Raw genomic sequence first — 20,886 nt, forward strand, 5'->3', positions numbered from 1 at the left:
GCCGCGCGTCGGCCGCAACGATCCGTGCCCCTGTGGCAGCGGCAAGAAGTACAAGGCCTGCCACGGCCGCCTGGCCTGAACCTGCGAAGCGCTGCGCGATGCCCGTGAACCTCACCGCCCCCGATCCCGCCGGCCTGCTGCCCGTGCCGGGTGTTCAACTCGGCGTCGCGATGGCCGGCGTGCGCAAGGCCAACCGTCGCGACCTGGTGGTGATGACGCTGGCCGAGGGCAGCGCGGTGGCCGGTGTGTTCACGCGCAACCGCTTCTGCGCCGCGCCGGTGCAGGTGTGCCGCGAGCACCTGGCCGGGCCGCTGGGCATCCGGGCGATCGTCGTCAACACCGGCAACGCGAACGCCGGCACCGGGGCCGATGGCCTGGCGCGCGCGCGCCGCACCTGCGCTTCGCTGGCCGGTCTGCTGGGCGTGGCGCCGCAGCAGGTGCTGCCGTTCTCCACCGGCGTGATCATGGAGACGCTGCCGGTCGAGCGCATCGAGGCCGGCCTGCCGGCCGCGCTGGCGGCGCGCGTCGATTCCGGCTGGGCCGCCGCGGCCGAGGGCATCATGACCACCGACACCTTGCCCAAGGCGGCATCGCGCCAGTTGCAGATTGGTGGTCGGACGATCACTTTGAGCGGTATCAGCAAGGGCGCCGGCATGATCCGCCCGAACATGGCGACGATGCTCGGCTTCGTCGCGACCGACGCGGTGATCGCCCCGGCGCTGCTGCAGGCGCTGGTCAGCGAAGCGGCCGATGCCAGCTTCAACCGCATCACGATCGACGGCGACACCTCGACCAACGACTCCTTCGTGCTGGTCGCCACGCGGCAGGCCGGGCATGCCGAGATCACCACACTCGATTCGGCCGACGCGCGCGCATTCCGCGAGGCGCTGGTCTCGCTGTCGCAGCAGCTGGCGCAGGCCATCGTGCGCGACGGCGAAGGTGCCACCAAGTTCATCACCGTGCGCATCGAGGGCGGACGCGACGAGGCCGAGTGCCAGCTGGCCGCCTATGCCATCGCGCATTCGCCGCTGGTCAAGACGGCCTTCTTCGCCAGCGACCCGAACCTCGGGCGCATCCTGGCCGCGGTGGGCTATGCCGGCATAGCCGACCTCGACCAGGGTCTGATCGACCTGCACCTGGACGACGTGCACGTGGTCGTGCGGGGCGGCCGCCACCCGGCCTACCGCGAGGAAGACGGCCAGCGCGTGATGAAGCAGTCCGAGATCACCGTGAAGGTCCACCTGCATCGCGGCGCGGCCAGCGCCACCGTGTGGACCTGCGATCTCTCGCACGACTACGTCAGCATCAACGCGGACTACAGGTCCTGACCCCACAATAGGGCTCGCCGGTTGCGCCCCACGAGGGCGCCGGCCTGGCCCGAGGGGATATGTCCAATACCAAGATCACCGCGCGCCTGCACCAGGCGCTGCGGCGGCGTTTCAGCCTGCCGCCCACCGACCTGCTGCGCAATGCGGTCTATCGCCGGCTGTTCAGCTCGATCCTGATCAGCTCGCTCGGCGGCCAGGTCACGATGCTGGCGCTGCCGCTCACGGCCGCGCTGCTGCTGAAGGCCACGCCGACGCAGATGGGCTGGCTCACCGCGCTCGAGATCCTGCCCTTCGTGCTGTTCTCGCTGCCGGCCGGCGTGTGGCTAGACCGGGTGAAGAAGCTGCCGGTCTACATCGCCGGTGAACTCACCATCGGCGTGGCCGTGGCCAGCGTGCCGCTGGTGTGGTGGCTGGGCGGCCTGTCGATGGGCTGGCTTTACGCGGTGGGCTTCATGATCGGCAGTGTCAACACCACCGCCGGCAGCGCCGCGCAGATCGTGTTGACCCAGGTGGTGCCGCGTGCCCGTCTCGTCGAGGCGCATGCGAAGAACGCGCTGGCCAATTCCGGTGCCGAGGTGGCCGGTCCGGGCCTGGCGGGCGCGCTGATCAAGCTCGTCGGACCGCCGCTGGCGCTGCTGGTCGATGCGGTGATGCTGCTGAGCTCCGCGCTGATCTTGCGCGGCATCCGCGTCAACGAGGTGCGCGAGCCGCATCCGGAGCCCAACTTCTGGCGCGACCTGAAGGAAGGCGTCGGCTTCGTGCGCACGCATCGGCTGCTGGTGGCGCTGGCCACTGCCGTTGGCTGCTGGCAGATGTGCCACAACGCGGCGCTGGTGGTGCAGATCCTGTACGCGACGCGGGAGCTGGGCTTGAGCGAAAACGCCATCGGCCTGAGCTATGTCGGCCTCGGCCTCGGCACCATCACCGCCAGCTTCTTCGGCCACCGCATCAGCCAGCGCCTGGGCTCCGGACCGACGCTGGTGCTGGGCTTCGCCGTGTGCGCCGCCGGCTGGCTGCTGCCGGTCGTGGTGCCGCTGCTCACCGCGCAGCGCGCATGGCAGGTCGCCGGCTTCGCGCTGATGCTGATGCTGTTCGGCGTCGGCGCGGTGCTGGTGTTCATCAACTTCCTGTCGCTGCGCCAGGCGGTGACGCCCGAGCCGCTGCTCGGTCGCATGACCAGCACGATGCGCTGGCTGATCCTGATCCCGGCCGGGCCGGGGGCGCTGATCGGTGGTTGGCTGGGCGAGCACTTCGGGCTGCGCAGCACGCTGCTTTTCTCGGGCGCCGGCGCGCTGCTGCTGAGCGCGCTGGCCTGGCGCGCCGAGGTGATCCGCAGCGTGCGACAGCTGCCGACGCCGCACGCGGTGCAGCAGGACGAACGCGCGGCGGCTTGAGCGTCCGGCTCAAGCGGCCGGCGGGAAGCGGTCGACCGCGTCGGTGATCAGCCCGTCGATGCCCAGCGCGCGCAGGCGCGCCGCATCAGCCGCGTCATTCACGGTATAGCACAGCGCGCGCCAGCCGGCGCCGTGCAGCTGGGCGATCAGCGCCGCGTCCATCAGCTGGTGGTTGGTGACCACTGCCACGCAATCGAGCGCCTGCGCCATGCCGAACCAGCCGTCCCACAGCGTGTCCAGCAGCAGCGCGCGCGGCAACTCCGGTGCGGCATCGCGCGCGGCGGCCAGCGCCTGGGGCTGGAACGAGCTGAGCAGCGGCGGCACGGCCTGGCCGGCCCACAGCTGGCGCACCCGCTGCGCCACCACCTCGCCGGTGCGGGCCTCCAGCCCGGGCGTTGGCTTGATCTCGATGTTCAGGTGGAAGGCGTTGGCAATCACATAGGCGGCGATGGCCTCCAGCGTCGGCAGGGGCTCACCGGCATAGGCGCGGCCATGCCAGGCCCCGGCGTCCAGCCGCGACAGTTGCGCCCAGCCCAGGCTGCCGGCGCTGCCGTGGCCATTGCTCGTGCGTTCCAGCGTGGCGTCGTGCAGCAGGAAGGCCTGCTCGTCGGCCGCGAGCTTGACGTCGCATTCGAAGGCCCGATAGCCGTGCGCCGCGCCAAGCCGGAACGCGGCCAGCGTGTTCTCCGGCGCCAGCTTGCCGGCGCCGCGGTGGGCAATCCACAGAGGGTAGGGCCAGGGCTTCATGGCACCACGCGCTGACCGCTGCCGGCATCGAACCAGTGCAGGTGTTCTGGCGTCACTTCGAGGCGCACCGTTTCGCCCAGCCGCGGCGAGGGCAGCGTGGCGTCCAGGCGCACCGTGAACAGCACCTGGCCGAGACGGCCGTAGACCAGGCGTTCGGCGCCCAGCATCTCGATCATCTCGACCTTCAACGGCCAGTGGCCATCGGGCCGGAGCTCGGTGTGCTCGGGCCGCACGCCCAGGATCAGCGCGCCGGCCCGCGGCGCGGCGGACGGCAGCGGCAGCGAGACGCCCTCGAGCGCGAAGCGCGAGCCGTCGGCCTGGCCCTGCAGCAGGTTCATCGGCGGCGAGCCGATGAACCCGGCGACGAAGGTGGTGGCCGGCCGGCTATACACCGCCTCCGGCGTGCCGATCTGCTCGATGCGGCCGGCGTTCATCACGATCATGCGCTGCGCCAGCGTCATCGCCTCCACCTGGTCGTGCGTGACGAACAGCGAGGTCACGCCCAGTTCCTGGTGCAGCTTCTGGATCTCCAGCCGCGTCTGAGCGCGCAGCTTGGCATCGAGGTTCGACAGCGGCTCGTCGAACAGGAAGGCCTGTGGCTGCCGCACGATGGCGCGGCCCATCGCCACGCGCTGGCGCTGGCCGCCCGAGAGCTGGCGCGGCGTGCGCTGCAGCAGGCTGCCGAGTTCGAGGATCCGGGCCGCCTTCTGCACCCGCGCCTCGATCTCCTCCGGCGGCACGCGCGCGATCTTCAGGCCGTAGGCCATGTTCTGGTAGACCGTCATGTGCGGGTATAGCGCGTAGTTCTGGAACACCATCGCGATGTCGCGGTCGGCCGGCTCGACGTCGTTCACCACGCGCGGTCCGATCGAGATTTCGCCCTCGCTGATTTCCTCCAGCCCCGCCACCATGCGCAGCAGCGTGCTCTTGCCGCAGCCCGAGGGGCCGACGATGACGATGAACTCGCCGTCGGCAATGTCGGCCGAGACGCCGTGGATCACCTGGTTGGCCTTCGGCCCGCGCCCGTAGCGCTTGACGACATTGCGGATGCTGATCGCGCCCATGTACTTTCCAGTTTATTTTTCTGTATCGACCAGGCCCTTGACGAACCACTTCTGCATGCCGATCACCACCAGCGCCGGCGGCACCATCGCCATCAGCGCGGTGGCCATGATCAGGTTCCAGTCGTTTTGCGCATCACCGCCGGAGATCATGCGCTGGATGCCCAGCACCACCGGGTACATGCTTTCGTCGGTCGTCACCAGCAGCGGCCACAGGTACTGGTTCCAGCCGTAGATGAACTGGATCACGAACAGCGCGGCGATCGAGGTGGACGACAGCGGCACCAGCACGTCCTTGAAGAAGCGCAGGGGGCCGGCGCCGTCGATGCGCGCGGCCTCGACCAGTTCGTCCGGCACCGTCAGGAAGAACTGGCGGAACAGGAAGGTCGCGGTGGCCGAGGCAATCAGCGGCACGATCAGTCCGCCATAGGTGTTCAGCATCCCCAAGTCGGACACCACCTTGTAGGTCGGCGCGATGCGCACTTCCACCGGCAGCATCAGCGTGACGAAGATGGCCCAGAAGAAGAACTGCCGGAACGGGAAACGGAAGTACACCAGCGCGAAGGCCGAGAGCAGCGAGATCGCGATCTTCAGCACCGCAATGCCCAGCGCGGTGACCAGGCTGACGAACATCATGTGCGCCACCGGCGCCTTGCTGCCGGCCTGCGTGCCGCCACCGGCCAGCGCCTGGTGGATGTTTTCCCAGAAGTGGCCGCCCGGCACCAGCGGCATCGGGGCGTTCACGATGATGGTCTCGGCCGTGTGGCTGGCCGCGACGAAGGTGAGGTAGACCGGGAAGGCCACCACCAGCACGCCGATCAGCAGCACGGCGTGGGAGATGAAACGGCCGAGTTTGTCGCGCTCGACCATCAGGATTCAGCCATCAGTAGTTGACCTTGCGCTCGACATAGCGGAACTGGATCACCGTGAAGGCGACGACGATGGCCATCAGCACCACCGATTGCGCGGCCGAGGCGCCCACGTCCAGGCCCTTGAAGGCGTCGTAGTACAGCTTGTAGACCAGGATGCTGGTCTCCTGGCCCGGGCCGCCGTGGGTGGACGCGTCGACGATCGCGAAGGTGTCGAGGAACACGTAGACCACGTTGACCACCAGCAGGAAGAAGCTGGTGGGCGACAGCAGCGGGAACACGATGGTCCAGAAGCGCCGCCAGGGCCGCGCGCCATCGATCGCCGCCGCCTCGATCAGCGACTTCGGGATCGATTGCAGCCCGGCCAGGAAGAACAGGAAGTTGTAGGACAGCTGCTTCCAGACCGCCGCCATCACGATCAGCGCCATCGCCTGGTTGCCGTTGAGCAGGTGGTTCCAGTCGTAGCCCGCCGCACGCAGGTACCAGGCCACCACGCCGATGCTGGGCGCGAACATGAACAGCCACAGCACGCCGGCCACCGCCGGCGCCACCGCATAGGGCCAGATCAGCAGCGTCTTGTAGGCCATTGCGCCGCGCACGACGCGGTCGGCCATCACCGCCAGCAGCAGGCTGACGCTCAGGCCGATGACCGCCACCAGCACCGAGAAGACCGCCGTGGTCTTGAAGCTCTCGAAGTAGCTCGCGTCATGCCACAGGCGCTGGAAGTTCTGCAGCCCGACCCATTCGACACTGGTGCCGAAGGCGTCCTGCTGCTGCAGCGACTGCAGCAGCGCCTGCGCGGCCGGCCAGAAGAAGAACACCCCGATCACGGCCACCTGGGGTGCCAGCAGCACCCAAGGCAGCCATGACGAGCGGAAGACGACGCGCTTCTCAGCGGCCATCAGCTCTTATTGGCTTTCTCGAAGCGTTCGAGCAGTTCGTTGCCGCGCTGCATCGACGCTTCGAGCGCTTCCTTGGCCGTCTTCTTGCCGGCCCAGACCTGTTCCATTTCCTCGTCGATCACGGTGCGGATCTGCACCATGTTGCCCAGCCGGATGCCGCGCGACTTGTCGGTGGTCTTGCGGATCATCTGCGTCACCGAAACGTCGGTGCCCGGGTTCTTCTTGTAGAAGCCCTCCTTCTCGGTCAGTTCGAAGGCGGCCTTGGTGATCGGCAGGTAGCCGGTACGCTGGTGGCTCTTGGCCTGGACGTCGGGCCGCGAGAGGAAGTTGAAGAACGCGGCCACGCCCTTGTACTCGGCCGCCTTCTTGCCGGACATCACCCACAGGCTGGCGCCACCGATCACGGTGTTCTGCGGTGCACCCGGCACGTCCGGGTAGTAGGGCAGCGGTGCGATGCCATAGGCGAACTTGGCGTTCTTCGCGACATTGCCGTACAGCGCCGACGAGCCGGTGTACATCGCGCATTCACCCGAGGGGAAGGTCGCATCGGGCGTGTTGTTGCGGCCCTTGTAGACGAACAGGCCCTGCTTGGCCATGTTGGCCAGGTTCTCGATGTGGCGCACATGCAGCGGCGTGTTGATCGCCAGCCGGGTGTCGAGCCCGCCGAAGCCGTTGTTCTTGGTCGCGAACAGCGTGTTGTGCCAGGCCGAGAAGCTCTCGAGCTGGGTCCAGCTCTGCCAGCTGGTGGTGAACGGGCACTTGTGGCCGCTGGCCTTCAGCTTGGCGGCGGCCAGCGCCACCTCGGGCCAGGTGGACGGCGCCTTCTCGGGGTCGAGGCCGGCGGCCTTGAACGCGTCCTTGTTGTAGTAGAAGACCGTGGTCGAGCTGTTGAACGGGAAGCTCAGCATCTGCCCGTTCGGCGCGGTGTAGTAGCCGGCCACCGCGGGCACGTACACCGAGGGATCGAACTTGTAGCCGGCGTCCTTCATCACCTGGCCCACCGGCACGATGGCGCCCTTGCTGGCCATCATCGTCGCGGTGCCCACTTCGAACACCTGCAGGATGTGCGGCGCGTTGCCGGCGCGGAAGGCCGCGATCGCCGCGGTCATCGACTGGTCGTAGCTGCCCTTGAACACGGGGACGATCTTGTATTCCTTCTGGCTCGCGTTGAACTCGTTGGACAGGTCGTTGACCCAGTCGCCCAGCGCGGCGCCCATCGAGTGCCACCACTGGATCTCGGTCTGCGCACGCGCGGGCAGGGCGCAGGCGGTCAGGGCGGCGGCCAGCGCCACGAAACGGAAGCTTGATTTCATGAAGTCTCCATGCTCACTGCGGACAAAGCCGGTGAGTCTGTCGAAATTTAATGACAACTGCGTTTCTGGCACACACGAGGCTGCCTGGGCAACGGGAGAAACCCGTCGCACGGCCGGGCTGCGGCGGGGGCTTTGCTGCGCTGCGGTACCATCGCGCCTCAGGTGCCGCCCGAGGAGGCGACGCTGCGCAAACCCCTTCCGGTGTGCCTGGTGCCTGATCTCCACAGGCTCTGTTCCCCTGCCATGAATGCACCGCTGGACCTGACCTCGTTGACGACCGAAGGCGTGACGGCCGCGCCGCGCCTGCGCGAGATTCCGTACAACTACACCTCGTTCTCCGATCGCGAAATCGTCATCCGGCTGCTGGGCGCGCGCGCCTGGGAGGTGTTGCAGAAGCTGCGCGACGAGCGCCGCACGGGCCGCTCGGCCCGCATGCTGTACGAGGTGCTGGGCGATATCTGGGTCGTCCAGCGCAACCCGTACCTCGAAGACGACCTGCTCGACAACCCCAAGCGCCGGCAACTGCTGATCGACGCGCTGCACCACCGGCTCAACGAGGTGGAGCGCCGCCGCACGCCGCAGGACGATCCGGTGCGCGATGGCCATGTGGGCGAACTGCTGGCGGCGGCGCGCACGGCGGTCGAGCGCTTCAAGACGCACTTCTCGACGGTCTGGGACCTGCGGCAGAAGGCGCGCAAGCTGCTGGGCAAGCACACGCAGAAGGACAACATCAAGTTCGACGGCCTGTCGCGCGTGTCGCACGTCACCGACGCCACCGACTGGCGGGTGGAATACCCCTTCGTCGTGCTGACCCCCGACACCGAGGCCGAGATGGCCGGCCTGGTGAAGGGCTGCATCGAGCTGGGCCTGACGATCATCCCGCGCGGCGGCGGCACCGGCTACACCGGCGGCGCGGTGCCCCTGACCTGGAAGAGCGCGGTGATCAACACCGAGAAGCTCGAGCAGATGACCGAGGTCGAGCTGGTCGACCTGCCCGGCGTGGCCAAGCCGGTGCCCACCATCTGGACCGGTGCCGGCGTCGTCACCCAGCGCGTGGCCGATGCCGCTGAACGTGCGGGTTATGTGTTTGCGGTCGACCCGACCTCGGCCGAGGCCTCGTGTGTCGGCGGCAACGTGGCGATGAATGCCGGCGGCAAGAAGGCCGTGCTGTGGGGCACCGCGCTCGACAACCTGGCGAGCTGGCGCATGGTGACGCCCGAGGCCAAGTGGCTGGAGGTGGTGCGGCTGGACCACAACCTGGGCAAGATCCACGACGTCGAGACCGCCAGCTTCGAGCTGCGCTGGTTCGACGCCTCGGGCCAGAAGCTCGAGCGCAAGGAGCGGCTCGACATCCCGGGCAGCACCTTCCGCAAGGAAGGCCTGGGCAAGGACGTCACCGACAAGTTCCTGGCCGGCCTGCCCGGCATCCAGAAGGAAGGCTGCGACGGACTGATCACCAGCGCACGCTGGGTCGTGCACCGCATGCCCAGGCATGTGCGCACGGTGTGCCTGGAGTTCTTCGGCAACCCGCGCGAAGCGGTGCCCTCGATCGTCGAGATCAAGGACTTCATGTTCGCCGAATCGGCCAAGGGCGGTGCCATCCTCGCCGGCCTGGAGCACCTGGACGACCGCTACCTGAAGGCGGTGGGCTACACCACCAAGAGCAAGCGCGGCGGCCTGCCGAAGATGGTGCTGGTGGGCGACATCGTCGGCGACGACGACACCGCGGTGGCGCGCGCCACCAGCGAGGTGGTGCGCATTGCCAACTCGCGCAGCGGCGAGGGCTTCATCGCCGTGTCGGCCGATGCGCGCAAGAAGTTCTGGCTCGACCGCAAACGCACCGCGGCGATCGCGCGCCACACCAACGCCTTCAAGGTCAACGAGGACGTGGTGATCCCGCTCGACCGCATGGGCGAGTACACGCTGGGCATCGAGCGCATCAACATCGAGCTGAGCCTGCGCAACAAGCTGCAGCTGGTCGACCGGCTGGAGGCGCTGTTCGCCGGCGGCCCGTTGCCGCTGGGCAAGACCGACGACGCCAGCGAGATCCCGAGTGCCGAGCTGCTGGAAGACCGCGTGCAGCAGGCGCTGGCGCTGCTGCGCGAGGTGCGGGCGCTGTGGCAGCAGTGGCTGACGCAGCTTGACCTGGCGCAGCCCGGCCAGCGCAGCTTCTTCGAGCAGCTGCAGGACAAGAGCCTGCGCGCCAGCTGGAAGCTGCAGGTGCTCAAGCCCCTGCAGGAGATGTTCGCGGGGGCCGCCTTCGTGCCGATCCTCGAGGCCTGCAAGCGCATCCACCAGGAGGTGCTGCGCGGCCGCACCTGGGTGGCGCTGCACATGCATGCCGGCGACGGCAACGTGCACACCAACATCCCGGTGAACAGCGACAACTACGAGATGCTGCAGACCGCCCATGAGGCGGTGGCGCGCATCATGGCGCTGGCGCGCAGCCTGGGGGGCGTGATCTCCGGCGAGCACGGGATCGGCATCACCAAGCTCGAATTCCTGAGCGACGACGAGACGAAGGGCTTCACCGACTACAAGGCCCGCATCGACCCCGAAGGCCGCTTCAACAAGGGCAAGCTGCTGCGCGGCCAGGCGCTCGCCGCGCTGGGCGACGATGTGCACGTGGCCGACCTGAGCCACGCCTACACGCCCAGCTTCGGGCTGATGGGCCACGAGTCGCTGATCATGCAGCAGAGCGACATCGGCGCCATCAGCGAGAGCATCAAGGACTGCCTGCGTTGCGGCAAGTGCAAGCCGGTGTGTGCCACGCACGTGCCGCGCGCCAACCTGCTGTACAGCCCGCGCAACAAGATCCTGGCCACCTCGCTGCTGGTGGAGGCCTTCCTGTACGAGGAGCAGACGCGTCGCGGCGTCAGCATCCGCCATTGGGAGGAGTTCGAGGACGTGGCCGACCACTGCACGGTGTGCCACAAGTGCCTGTCGCCCTGCCCGGTGAAGATCGACTTCGGCGACGTGTCGATGAACATGCGCAACCTGCTGCGCAAGATGGGGCAGAAGAGCTTTCGTCCCGCCGCCGCGCTGCAGGCCGCCTTCATCGGCGTCACCAGCCCGCAGGCCATCCGCATCGGCCACACGCTCACCGACTGGAGCTTCAAGGCCCAGCGCCTGGCCAACGAGGTGATGAAGCTGCCCGGCCGCAAGCAGACGATCGCGCCGCCCTCCAGCGTCGGCACCGCGCCGCTGAAGGAGCAGGTGATCCACTTCATCAACAAGAAGATGCCGGGCGGCCTGCCGAAGAAGACGGCGCGCGCGCTGCTGGACATCGAGGACAAGAACTACGTCCCGATCATCCGCGACCCGCAGGCCACCACGGCCGAGACCGAGGCCGTGTTCTATTTCCCCGGCTGCGGCTCCGAGCGCCTGTTCAGCCAGGTCGGCCTGGCCACCCAGGCCATGCTGTGGCATGCCGGCGTGCAGACCGTGCTGCCGCCGGGCTACCTGTGCTGCGGCTACCCGCAGCGCGGCTCGGGCCAGTTCGACAAGGCCGAGAAGATCATCACCGACAACCGGGTGCTGTTCCACCGCGTGGCCAACACGCTGAACTACCTGGACATCAAGACCGTGGTGGTCAGCTGCGGGACGTGCTACGACCAGCTGCAGGGCTACAAGTTCGAGGAGATCTTCCCCGGCTGCCGCATCGTCGACATCCACGAGTACCTGCTCGAGAAGCAGATCCGCCTGCCGGCGGGCCAGGGCGGCTTCCTGTACCACGACCCCTGCCACAGCCCCTTGAAGCAGCAGGAGCCGATGAAGACCGTGAAGGCGCTGGTCGGCGACGGCGTGCTCGAAAGCAAGCGCTGCTGCGGCGAGAGCGGCAGCCTGGCGATGTCGCGGCCCGATGTCTCCACGCAGATCCGCTTCCGCAAGGAGGAAGAGATCCGCAAGGGCGAAGCTGCGCTGCGCGAATCGGGCGGCCTGGCGCAGGGCCAGAACCTGAAGATCCTGACCTCCTGCCCGAGCTGCCTGATGGGGCTCTCGCGCTACCAGGACGACCTCAGCAGTGGCCTGCTCGAGGCCGACTACATCGTGGTCGAGATGGCGCGCCAGATCCTGGGGGCCGGCTGGCTCGAGGACTACGTCGCGCGGGCCAACAGCGGCGGCATCGAGCGCGTGCTGGTGTGAGCGCAGGCGGCGCCCGGGCGCCGCGCAGCCGGTCTGCAAGGGCTGGTAAGCAAGCATCTGTTGCGGCGCAGCAAGTCGGTCGTCGCAGCACCAGGGCCGCGGCGCGGCTTCTCGTGAATGGGAAGCTGGTGGCCACTCACGTTTACAAACGTTCGTCCGGCACGGCCGCGCGGAGGCCACCGTATAAACCGACGCAGCGCCGCGTTCTGTGAGCGATCTCACGGATGGCGGGGCCCTTTGTCCACCCGTCGGGAGATACGAACATGCAGCTCAAGCAGACCCTGGTCACCCTGGCGCTGTGCGCCGCGGCCGCCGCAGCCTCGGCCACCACGTACACGATTGGTTCACTGCCGATCGCGCCCAGCGCCTACAGCAACGTGGCCAGCGTCAGCGGCCCGAGCTTCAGCGACACCTACGACTTCAGCTTTCCGCTCGGTGCCAGCACCAGTTCAGCTTCGGCGGTGACCATCGACGTCGGCTCGCTGCTGAACATCAACGGCTTGACGATCCAGCTCTTCGACGCGGCCAACACCCTGCTGCAGGTGGGCTCCAGCGGCGAGGCCTCGACCTTGTTCGACGTGCCCTTGCTCTCGGGTGCCAGCTACCACTTCGAGGTCACCGGCCAGGTGGCCGGCTCCGGGGGCGGGCTCTACACCTTCGTCGCCACCGCCGCGCCGGTGCCCGAGCCCGAGACCTGGGCCCTGATGCTTGGGGGCCTGGCCGCGATCGGGTTCCTGATCCTGCGCCGCCGCTCGAACTGAAGCGGCCCGCCACCCTCGCCCGGCGCGGTCCGGTGCCGGAGGCAGCCGCTACACTGGTGCGGCCCTGCTTTCGCGCCCCTTCGGGCGTCCTGACACCATGGTCCGCGCCGTCACGCCTCAGCCCACTGCCCTCACCCTGCACCAGGCGTCCCGCCTGCTGGAGGTGGGTTTCGACGATGGTGCCGTCTTCCGCATTCCCTTCGAACTGCTGCGTGTCTACTCTCCCTCCGCCGAGGTCCAGGGCCATGGCCCCGGGCAGGAAGTGCTGCAGACGGGCAAGCGCGAGGTCGCCATCACCGGCATCGAGCCGGTGGGCCACTACGCGGTGCAGCCGACCTTCAGCGACGGGCACGATTCCGGCATCTACAGCTGGGACTACCTGTACCGCCTGGGCTCGCAGCAGCAGGACTACTGGCAGCGCTACCTGCAGCGCCTGGCCGAAGCCGGCGCCGACCGCGACGCACCGATGGCCGCGCCCGGCCCGGCCGGCGGCAGCTGCGGCCACCACGGCCATTGACCTCTTGAACCGCACAGCCATGGCCCAGACCCACTTCGGTTTCCAGAACGTCGACGAGTCCGAGAAGGCGCGCAAGGTGCGTGGCGTCTTCGACTCGGTGGCGGCGCGCTACGACATCATGAACGACCTGATGTCCGGAGGCCTGCACCGCGCCTGGAAGGCCTATACCGTGGCGGTGGCGCAGGTGCAGCGCGGCCACCATGTGCTCGACATCGCCGGCGGCACCGGCGACCTGGCCAAGGCCTTTGCGCCCCAGGTCGGTCCCGAAGGCCTGGTGCTGCACACCGACATCAACGAGACCATGCTGCGCACCGGCCGCGACCGCCTGCTCGATGCCGGGATGGCCCTGCCCACCGCGGTCTGCGACGCCGAACGCCTGCCGCTGCGCAGCAACAGCTTCGACCGCGTCACGGTCGCCTTCGGCCTGCGCAACATGACGCACAAGGACCTGGCGCTGGCCGAGATGTGCCGCGTGCTCAGGCCCGGTGGCCGGCTGCTGGTGCTGGAGTTCTCGAAGGTGGCCGAGCCGCTGCGCAAGCCCTACGACTGGTACTCGATGAACATCCTGCCGCTGATGGGCAAGTGGGTGGCCGGCGATGGCGAGAGCTACCGCTACCTGGCCGAATCGATCCGCATGCATCCCGACCAGCAGCAGCTCAAGGCGATGATGAAGAGTGCCGGCTTTGGCCATGTCGACGTGCACAACCTGACCGCGGGCGTCGTCGCGCTGCACGTCGGCATCAAGTGCTGAAGCGCCGCCCGTTCACCTGAACCGGGGGCCTGCGCCGCGTCACTGGGCGCCAGTACACTGCGCCGGGGTGCCCGGGCGGCAGCCGTGGCTGCTGTTCGCGCCCGTTTCCCATCGGCCGCCAACAGGTTGGAGCACATGCCAAGAACCCATCTCCTCATCTCGATCACGCTGGCCGCGGCGGCGCTGCTGCTCGGCGGTTGCGGCGACAAGAAGGACAAGCTGGCCTCGCAGACCGCGGCCAAGGTCAACAAGGACGAGATCACCGTCCACCAGATCAACTTCGTGCTGCAGCAGCAGCGCAACCTGAAGCCCGAGCAGGTCGAGGCCGCCGGCAAGCAGATCCTCGAGCGGCTGATCGACCAGCAACTCGCGTTGCAGAAGGCCGATGAGCTGAAGCTCGACCGCGACCCCGCCGTCGTCCAGCAGATCGAAGCGGCCAAGCGCGAGATCCTGGCCCGGGCCTACGTGCAGAAGGTGGGCGAAACGGCCCCGAAGCCCACGGCCGAGGAGATCAGGAAGTATTACGACGAGAAGCCGGCGCTGTTCAAGGAGCGCCGCATCTACAACATCCAGGAAATCGTCATCGAGGCCAAGCCCGAGCAGATGAGCGTGCTGCGTGAGCAACTGGCCGCCTCGAAGAACATCAACGAGTTCGTGGAGTTCCTGAAGGCCAACGACTACCGCTTCGGCGGCAACCAGGCGGTGCGCGCCGCCGAGCAACTGCCGCTGCAGAGCGTGGATGCCTTTGCCAAGCTGAAGGATGGCCAGGCCGTGCTGTCGCCTTCGCCGACCGGTGCCACCGTGATCATGCTGGCCGGCTCGCGCAGCCAGCCGGTCACCGAGGAGCAGGCACGCCCGGCCATCGAGCAGTTCCTGCTGAACGATCGTCGGCGCAAGCTGATCGAGGAAGACGTGAAGGCGATGCGCAAGGCCGCGAAGATCGAGTACGTCGGCAAGTACGCGCCCGGACCGGGGGCGGCGGTTTCTGCCCCCGAACCGGCCTCGGCGCCGGTGCTCGCCGCACCGCCGGCCGCCAGCGGCCTGAGCGACAGCGACATCAGCAAGGGCATGGGACTGAAGAAATGACCGGCCTGCTGCGCACGGCCCTTGCGGCCTTCCATCGGCTGCGGGCTTTGCCGCCCGCGCTGCTGGCCTCGCTGCTGCTGGTGGCCGGCGTCCTGCCGGTGGCCGCGCAGCCGGCCGCGGCCGGCGGTGGCCCGCCGGACTACCGGCTGGGTGCCGGAGATGTCGTGCGCATCATGGTCTACCAGAATCCGGACCTAACGCTCGAAACGCGCGTCACCGAGGCTGGTGTCATCAGCTATCCGTTGTTGGGCAGCGTGCGCATCGGCGGCCAGACCGTCACCGGGGCGGAGAAGCTGATCGCCGACGGCCTGCGCAACGGCAACTTCGTGAAGCAGCCGCAGGTGACGATCGCGGTGACGCAGGTGCGCGGCAACCAGGCCAGCGTGCTGGGCATGGTCAACCGGCCCGGGCGCTACCCGATCGAGGTGACCGACATGCGCCTGTCCGACCTGCTCGCCACGGCCGGCGGCATCACGGTCACCGGGGCCGACATCGTCGTCGTCACCGGCTCGCGCGACGGCAAGGCGTTCCGCATGGAGGTCGACGTGCCGACCCTGTTCACCGCTGCCGGCCGCGACCAGGACATCCTGATCCGCAACGGCGACGCGGTGTGGGTCGACCGGCAGCCGCTGGTCTACATCTACGGCGAGGTGCAGCGCCCGGGCCCGATGCGCCTGGAGCGCGGCATGACGTTGATGCAGGCGCTGGCCACCGGCGGCGGCCTGACCCAGCGCGGCACCGAAAAGGGCATTCGCGTGCACCGCAAGACGGGCGACGGCAAGGTGCAGGTGATCCAGCCGACGATGGACGACAGGCTGCAGGACGGCGACGTGGTCTATGTACGCGAGAGCCTGTTCTGACCGCGCAAGGAAGTGGCACGCATGACCCTGACGCAGTTCTTCTCGATCCTGCGCGCCCGCTGGCTCACCGGCCTGCTCATCCTGGCGGCAGTGGTCGGTCTCACCGCGGTCGCCAGCCTGGTCTGGCCCAAGCGCTACACCGCGGTGGCCAGCGTGGTGGTGGACGTCAAGCCCGATCCCGTGTCGGCGGTGATGTACCCGGGCCTGAATTCCCCGGCCTTCATGGCCACGCAGGTGGATATCATTCAAAGTGACCGTGTCGCGCAGCACGTGGTGCGCTCGCTGAAGCTGGCCGACAATCCGCAGGTGCGCCAGCAGTGGCTGTCCGAGACCGGCGGCGAAGGCACCGTCGAGCAGTGGCTGGGTGACAGCTTCCAGCAGAACATGGACGTCAAGCCTGCGCGCGAGTCCAGCGTCATCAGCATCTCGTACAAGGCGCCCGATCCGCGCTTCGCCGCGGCGCTGGCCAACGCCTTCGTGCAGGCCTACATCGACGTCTCGCTCGAACTGCGTGTCGACCCCGCACGGCAGTTCAGCAGCTTCTTCGACGGCCGGCTGAAGGCCGCGCGCGAGAACCTCGAGCAGGCCCAGGCCCGGCTCAGCGCCTTCCAGCGCGACAAGGGCATCATCGCCACGGACGAGCGACTGGACATCGAGAACGCGCGCCTGAACGAGCTGAACACGCAGCTGGTGGCGCTGCAGGCCGTGAGCTCCGAATCGCGCAGCCGCGAGGCGCAGGCGCAGGGCGCCAGCAGCGACCGCACGCAGGAGGTGCTGGGGAACGCGCTGATCGGCAGCATGAAGGCCGAGCTGGCACGCTCCGAGGCCCGCCTGCAGGAACTGGGCGCGCGCTATGGCGACAACCACCCGCAGGTCATCGAGGCCAAGGCCAGCATTGCCGAGCAGCGCGCGAGGCTCGATGCCGAGATCAAGCGGGTGTCGGCTGGCATCGGCGTCACCAGCACCATCAACCGCCAGCGCGAGGCGCAGACCCGGGCCGAACTCGAGGCCCAGCGCGCCAAGGTGCTGCGCATGAAGCAAGTGCGCGACGAGGGGGCGGTGATCGCGCGCGACGTCGAGAACGCCCAGCGCATCTACGACAGCCTGCAGGTCCGCTACTCGCAGTCCAACCTCGAGAGCCAGACCACGCAGGGCAACATCAACGTGCTGACACCGGCCGTGCCGCCGATCAAGGCCTCTTCGCCGCGGCTGGTGCTGAACCTGCTGGTGGCGCTGTTCCTCGGCACGCTGCTGGCCATTGGCGCGTGCGTGCTGCTCGAGTTCCGCAACCGCCGCGTGCGCAGCACCACCGACATCACCGAGGCGCTGGGCCTGTCGGTCCTGGGCGTGCTGCCACGGCCCAAGAGCAAGCTGGCGATCGGTCGCCATGGTGTGTCGATGCAGCAGCGCGTGGTGGGGGGTCTGACGGGACCGGCGTCTGCCGGCCGGAGCTGACATGGCCAGGTTCAAGGATTCCGGTGTCTCCGAGGTCGTGCCGTCCGCGGCCGGCCCGGCCGAGGGCCGCGAGGGCACCGTGGTCGATCGATCGATCGGCTCGATCATCGCGGAGACGCGGCACCTGAGCGCCGACCAGGTCGAGCGCATCCTCGCCCACCAGCGCGACAAGGGCCTGCGCTTCGGCGAGGCGGCCATCGCATTGGGATTCGCCAGCACCGATGACGTGCTGTTCGCGCTGGCCCAGCAGTTCCACTACCCGTATGCGCCGCAGGTCGGCAGCAAGCTCGGCGCCGAACTGGTGGCGTTGAGCCAGCCCTTCTCCGAGCAGGCCGAGGTGTTCCGCGGCATCCGCAGCCAGCTCACGATGCGGCTCGACGGTGAAAGCGAGCGCAACCGCCGCGCGCTGGCCGTCGTCAGCCCCGATTCCGGCGACGGCAAGACCTTCTTCAGTGCCAACCTGGCGGTCACCCTGGCGCAGCTGGGCGGCCGCACGCTGCTGATCGACGCCGATCTGCGCGGCCCGCGGCTGCACGAGCTGTTCAACGTGCCGAATGCGGCCGGCCTGTCCAGCGTGCTGTCGGGCCGCTCCGAGGCCCAGGTGATCCAGCCGGTGGCCGGGGTGTCCAGCCTGTTCGTGCTGCCGGCCGGGCCGACGCCGCCGAACCCGTTGGAACTGGTCGAACGCCCGGCCTTCGCGCTGCTGGTGCGCGAGGTGCTGATGAAGTTCGACCATGTGGTGGTCGACACGCCCGCGGGGGTGTACGGCGCCGATTGCACCGTCATCGCCGCGCGCTGCGGCGCCGCGCTGCTGCTCGCGCGCAAGGACCAGTCGCAACTGGACGCGCTGCAGGGCCTGGCGGCCCTCGTCAAGGCCAGTGCGGCCCAGATCGCCGGCGTCATCGTCAACGAGCACTGACCGCAGGGCAGCGCCGTGGCCGCCATTCCGGAATCGTCGTCGACCTCGGGCCCGCCAGCCGGCGATGCCGTCGACTGGTCGGCCTACCTGCCGCTGGTGCTGCTGGTCGGCGGCTGGCTGGCGATGTTCGGTTCCAGCTACTACCGCCTGTCGACGACCATCTGGGCCACCGATGCCCAGGGCCACGGGCCCATCATCCTGGCCGTCGGTGCCTGGCTGCTGTACCGCAAGCGCGAGGCGCTGTCCGCGCTGGCGCGCCGGCCGCAGACGCTGCTCGGTGCCGGCTTCCTGTTGCTGGGCCTGGCCGCGTATGCGATCGGCCGATCGCAGAGCGTGTGGACACTCGAGATCGGCGCGCAGATCCTGGTGCTGGTCGCGTTGCTGCTGTGCTTCTACGGCGGCGCGGCGCTGCGGCTGGCGTGGTTTCCGCTGTTCTTCCTGGCCTTCATGATCCCCTGGCCACCCGAGCTGGTGGATGCGGCGACGCATCCGCTGAAGGCCGCGGTCTCGGTGGTGGCGGCCTCGCTGCTGTACGACGCGGGCTACCCCGTCGGCCGCTCCGGCGTCATCCTCATGGTGGGCCCGTACCAGCTGCTGGTGGCCGATGCCTGCGCCGGGCTGAACTCGCTGTTCACGCTCGAGGCCCTGGGCCTGCTGTACATGAACCTGATGAACTACCAATCGATCCGGCGCAACGTGCTGCTGGCACTCCTGATCCTGCCGATCTCGTTCTGCGCCAACGTCGTGCGGGTGATCGTGCTGGTGCTCGTCACCTACTACTTCGGCGACGAGGCCGGCCAGGGCTTCGTGCATGGCTTCGCCGGCATGGTGCTGTTCCTGGTGGCGCTGATGCTGATCCTGTCCACCGACCGCGTGATCGGCCTCGTCCTCAAGGCGCGCTAGCGTGCAGGCCGTGGTGGCACAGCGGCGCGCCGACCTCTTCCGTGCCGGCATCCTGGCGTTGCTGATGGTGCTGGCCGCCGTTGTCGCGGTGGCCATCACGCCGCGCCACTACATGGCCGACGCACACCGGCAGGACCGCTTCGCAACCCTGATCCCGCAGGCCTTCGGCGACTGGCGCATCGACCGCTCGATCATCCCGCTGCAGCCCAGCCCCGACCTGCAGCAGGTCATCGACGAGACCTACGACGAGACGCTGGGCTGGACCTACCGCGATTCGCGCGGTCGGCGCGTGATGCTGGCGGTGGCCTACGGCCTGAACCAGCACAAGGGCATGAACACCCACCGGCCCGAGATCTGCTACCCCTCGCAGGGATTCAAGCTGCGCAGCGAGTCGCAGCGCGGCGTGCTGCAGTTCGAAAACCGGCAGATCCCGATCACCCGCCTGGTGGCCGGCGCCGGTGCCCGCAACGAACCCATCACGTACTGGCTGCTGGTGGGCGACGAGGTCACCTTCTTCGGCCGTGCCCAGCGCTGGGCCGCCATCCGCTATGGGCTGGGCGGCGTCGTTCCCGATGGCGTGCTGGTGCGTGTCTCGTCGATCGACGCCAACGAGCCGGCGGCCTTCGCCTTGCAGGAGGCGTTCCTGAAGGACATGCTTGCAGCCATTGCGCCGGACAAGCGGGCGCGCCTGATCGGAACCCATTGACGAGACCCACGAGCCCGAGTGCCCCCATGACGAACACGCCCAAGGTTGCCCTGATCACCGGTGTCACCGGCCAGGACGGCGCCTATCTCTCCGAACTGCTGCTGAACAAGGGCTACACGGTGCACGGCATCAAGCGCCGCGCCTCGTTGTTCAACACCGACCGCGTCGACCACCTGTACCAGGACCCGCATGTCGACAACCAGCGCTTCGTGCTGCACTACGGCGACCTGACCGATTCGACCAACCTGATCCGCATCATCCAGCAGGTGCAGCCCGACGAGATCTACAACCTCGCGGCGATGAGCCATGTCGCGGTGAGCTTCGAGACGCCCGAGTACACCGCCAACGCCGATGGCCTGGGGGCGCTGCGCCTGCTGGAGGCCATCCGCATCCTCGGGCTCGAGAAGAAGACGCGCTTCTACCAGGCCAGCACCAGCGAGCTCTACGGCCTGGTGCAGGAAGTGCCGCAGAAGGAAACCACGCCGTTCTACCCGCGCAGCCCCTATGCGGTGGCCAAGCTCTATGGCTACTGGATCACCGTGAACTACCGCGAGGCCTACGGCCTGTATGCCTGCAACGGCATCCTGTTCAATCACGAGAGCCCGCTGCGGGGCGAGACCTTCGTCACCCGCAAGATCACGCGCGCGATGGCGCGCATCGCGCTTGGCCTGCAGGACTGCCTGTACCTCGGCAACCTGAGCGCGCTGCGCGACTGGGGCCATGCGCGCGACTATGTCGAGATGCAGTGGCTGATGCTGCAGCAGCAGCAGCCCGAGGACTTCGTCATCGCCACCGGCGTGCAGTACAGCGTGCGCCAGTTCGTCGAGATGGCCGCGCGCGAGCTCGGCATCACGCTCGAATTCAGCGGCCAGGGGGAACGCGAGGTCGGCACCGTCGTGAAGGTCGAGACCGCGCGCGGCGACATCCGCGCCCAATGCAAGCCGGGCGAGGTGATCGTGCGCGTGGACCCACGCTACTTCCGGCCCACCGAGGTCGACACGCTGCTGGGCGACCCGACCAAGGCGCGCGAGAAGCTCGGCTGGTCGCCGAAGATCACCTTGCCCGAGCTGGTGCGCGAGATGGCCCAGGCCGACTACACCGCCGCGCGGCGCGACAGCCTGGTCAAGCTGGCCGGCTTCCAGGCCTACGACTACAACGAGTGACGCGT

At 68.3% G+C, this 20,886-nt stretch carries 19 protein-coding genes; 14 read left to right on the forward strand and 5 right to left on the reverse strand.

The features are described 5' to 3' along the window. From ACILR4_RS23950 to ACILR4_RS23960, 3 genes are all read left to right on the forward strand, one after another. A partial coding sequence (locus tag ACILR4_RS23950; protein ID WP_395703432.1) for an SEC-C metal-binding domain-containing protein occupies positions 1 to 79 on the forward strand: 79 nt, incomplete at its 5' end. Positions 80 to 98: 19 nt separating this feature from the next. Beyond that, positions 99 to 1,328 carry a bifunctional glutamate N-acetyltransferase/amino-acid acetyltransferase ArgJ gene (gene argJ, locus ACILR4_RS23955; RefSeq protein ID WP_395703405.1) on the forward strand — a complete coding sequence of 410 codons (1,230 nt, stop codon included), beginning with the start codon at positions 99 to 101 and terminating at the stop codon, positions 1,326 to 1,328. 59 nt (positions 1,329 to 1,387) lie between these two features. Further along, positions 1,388 to 2,722, forward strand: a complete 1,335-nt coding sequence (locus ACILR4_RS23960) for an MFS transporter (protein WP_395703406.1) — start codon at positions 1,388 to 1,390, stop codon at positions 2,720 to 2,722. A gap of 9 nt (positions 2,723 to 2,731) precedes the next feature. Here ACILR4_RS23960 and ugpQ read toward each other — a convergent pair whose 3' ends face one another. From ugpQ to ugpB, 5 genes are read right to left on the reverse strand one after another with little or no spacing between them, the layout of a single operon-like run. Further along, positions 2,732 to 3,469: a glycerophosphodiester phosphodiesterase gene (gene ugpQ / locus ACILR4_RS23965; protein WP_395703407.1), complete on the reverse strand. Its 738-nt coding sequence runs from the start codon at positions 3,467 to 3,469 to the stop codon at positions 2,732 to 2,734. Further along, on the reverse strand, positions 3,466 to 4,533 hold the full coding sequence (locus ACILR4_RS23970; protein WP_395703408.1) for a sn-glycerol-3-phosphate import ATP-binding protein UgpC: 1,068 nt from the start codon (positions 4,531 to 4,533) through the stop codon (positions 3,466 to 3,468). The genes ugpQ and ACILR4_RS23970 overlap by 4 nt, the downstream gene beginning before the upstream one ends. A gap of 12 nt (positions 4,534 to 4,545) precedes the next feature. Then, a complete protein-coding gene (gene ugpE, locus ACILR4_RS23975) occupies positions 4,546 to 5,400 on the reverse strand; it encodes a sn-glycerol-3-phosphate ABC transporter permease UgpE (RefSeq protein WP_395703409.1) in 855 nt (284 codons plus the stop codon). Between the two features lie 13 nt (positions 5,401 to 5,413). Beyond that, positions 5,414 to 6,301: a sn-glycerol-3-phosphate ABC transporter permease UgpA gene (ugpA, locus tag ACILR4_RS23980; RefSeq protein ID WP_395703410.1), complete on the reverse strand. Its 888-nt coding sequence runs from the start codon at positions 6,299 to 6,301 to the stop codon at positions 5,414 to 5,416. Beyond that, positions 6,301 to 7,614, reverse strand: a complete 1,314-nt coding sequence (gene ugpB / locus ACILR4_RS23985; RefSeq protein WP_395703411.1) for a sn-glycerol-3-phosphate ABC transporter substrate-binding protein UgpB — start codon at positions 7,612 to 7,614, stop codon at positions 6,301 to 6,303. The genes ugpA and ugpB overlap by 1 nt, the downstream gene beginning before the upstream one ends. A 243-nt stretch (positions 7,615 to 7,857) precedes the next feature. Between ugpB and ACILR4_RS23990 the strand changes: the two genes are divergently transcribed. From ACILR4_RS23990 to gmd, 11 genes are all read left to right on the forward strand, one after another. After that, positions 7,858 to 11,760 carry a DUF3683 domain-containing protein gene (locus ACILR4_RS23990; RefSeq protein ID WP_395703412.1) on the forward strand — a complete coding sequence of 1,301 codons (3,903 nt, stop codon included), beginning with the start codon at positions 7,858 to 7,860 and terminating at the stop codon, positions 11,758 to 11,760. Between the two features lie 263 nt (positions 11,761 to 12,023). Then, entirely contained in the window at positions 12,024 to 12,521 is a 498-nt protein-coding gene (locus ACILR4_RS23995; RefSeq protein WP_395703413.1) for an FxDxF family PEP-CTERM protein, read from the forward strand. A gap of 97 nt (positions 12,522 to 12,618) precedes the next feature. Then, positions 12,619 to 13,038, forward strand: coding sequence for a gamma-butyrobetaine hydroxylase-like domain-containing protein (locus tag ACILR4_RS24000; RefSeq protein WP_395703414.1), 420 nt, complete (start codon positions 12,619 to 12,621; stop codon positions 13,036 to 13,038). Positions 13,039 to 13,057: 19 nt separating this feature from the next. Beyond that, a complete protein-coding gene (gene ubiE / locus ACILR4_RS24005; protein ID WP_395703415.1) occupies positions 13,058 to 13,789 on the forward strand; it encodes a bifunctional demethylmenaquinone methyltransferase/2-methoxy-6-polyprenyl-1,4-benzoquinol methylase UbiE in 732 nt (243 codons plus the stop codon). A 135-nt stretch (positions 13,790 to 13,924) separates the two neighbouring features. Then, positions 13,925 to 14,875, forward strand: coding sequence for an EpsD family peptidyl-prolyl cis-trans isomerase (locus ACILR4_RS24010; protein WP_395703416.1), 951 nt, complete (start codon positions 13,925 to 13,927; stop codon positions 14,873 to 14,875). Next, positions 14,872 to 15,735: a polysaccharide export protein EpsE gene (gene epsE, locus ACILR4_RS24015; protein ID WP_395703417.1), complete on the forward strand. Its 864-nt coding sequence runs from the start codon at positions 14,872 to 14,874 to the stop codon at positions 15,733 to 15,735. Before ACILR4_RS24010 ends, epsE begins: the two co-directional genes overlap by 4 nt. A gap of 21 nt (positions 15,736 to 15,756) precedes the next feature. After that, a complete protein-coding gene (gene epsF / locus ACILR4_RS24020; RefSeq protein ID WP_395703418.1) occupies positions 15,757 to 17,190 on the forward strand; it encodes a chain length determinant protein EpsF in 1,434 nt (477 codons plus the stop codon). Position 17,191: 1 nt separating this feature from the next. Next, positions 17,192 to 18,109: a polysaccharide biosynthesis tyrosine autokinase gene (locus ACILR4_RS24025; protein WP_395703419.1), complete on the forward strand. Its 918-nt coding sequence runs from the start codon at positions 17,192 to 17,194 to the stop codon at positions 18,107 to 18,109. A gap of 15 nt (positions 18,110 to 18,124) precedes the next feature. Continuing rightward, entirely contained in the window at positions 18,125 to 19,012 is an 888-nt protein-coding gene (gene xrtB, locus ACILR4_RS24030) for an exosortase B (protein WP_395703420.1), read from the forward strand. A 1-nt stretch (position 19,013) separates the two neighbouring features. Then, entirely contained in the window at positions 19,014 to 19,718 is a 705-nt protein-coding gene (gene epsI / locus ACILR4_RS24035; RefSeq protein ID WP_395703421.1) for an exosortase-associated protein EpsI, B-type, read from the forward strand. A 26-nt stretch (positions 19,719 to 19,744) separates the two neighbouring features. Beyond that, positions 19,745 to 20,881: a GDP-mannose 4,6-dehydratase gene (gmd, locus tag ACILR4_RS24040; RefSeq protein ID WP_395703422.1), complete on the forward strand. Its 1,137-nt coding sequence runs from the start codon at positions 19,745 to 19,747 to the stop codon at positions 20,879 to 20,881. Positions 20,882 to 20,886: the final 5 nt, after the last annotated feature.

Source organism: Aquabacterium sp., from assembly GCF_044226965.1.
GTDB lineage: Bacteria > Pseudomonadota > Gammaproteobacteria > Burkholderiales > Burkholderiaceae_C > Pseudaquabacterium.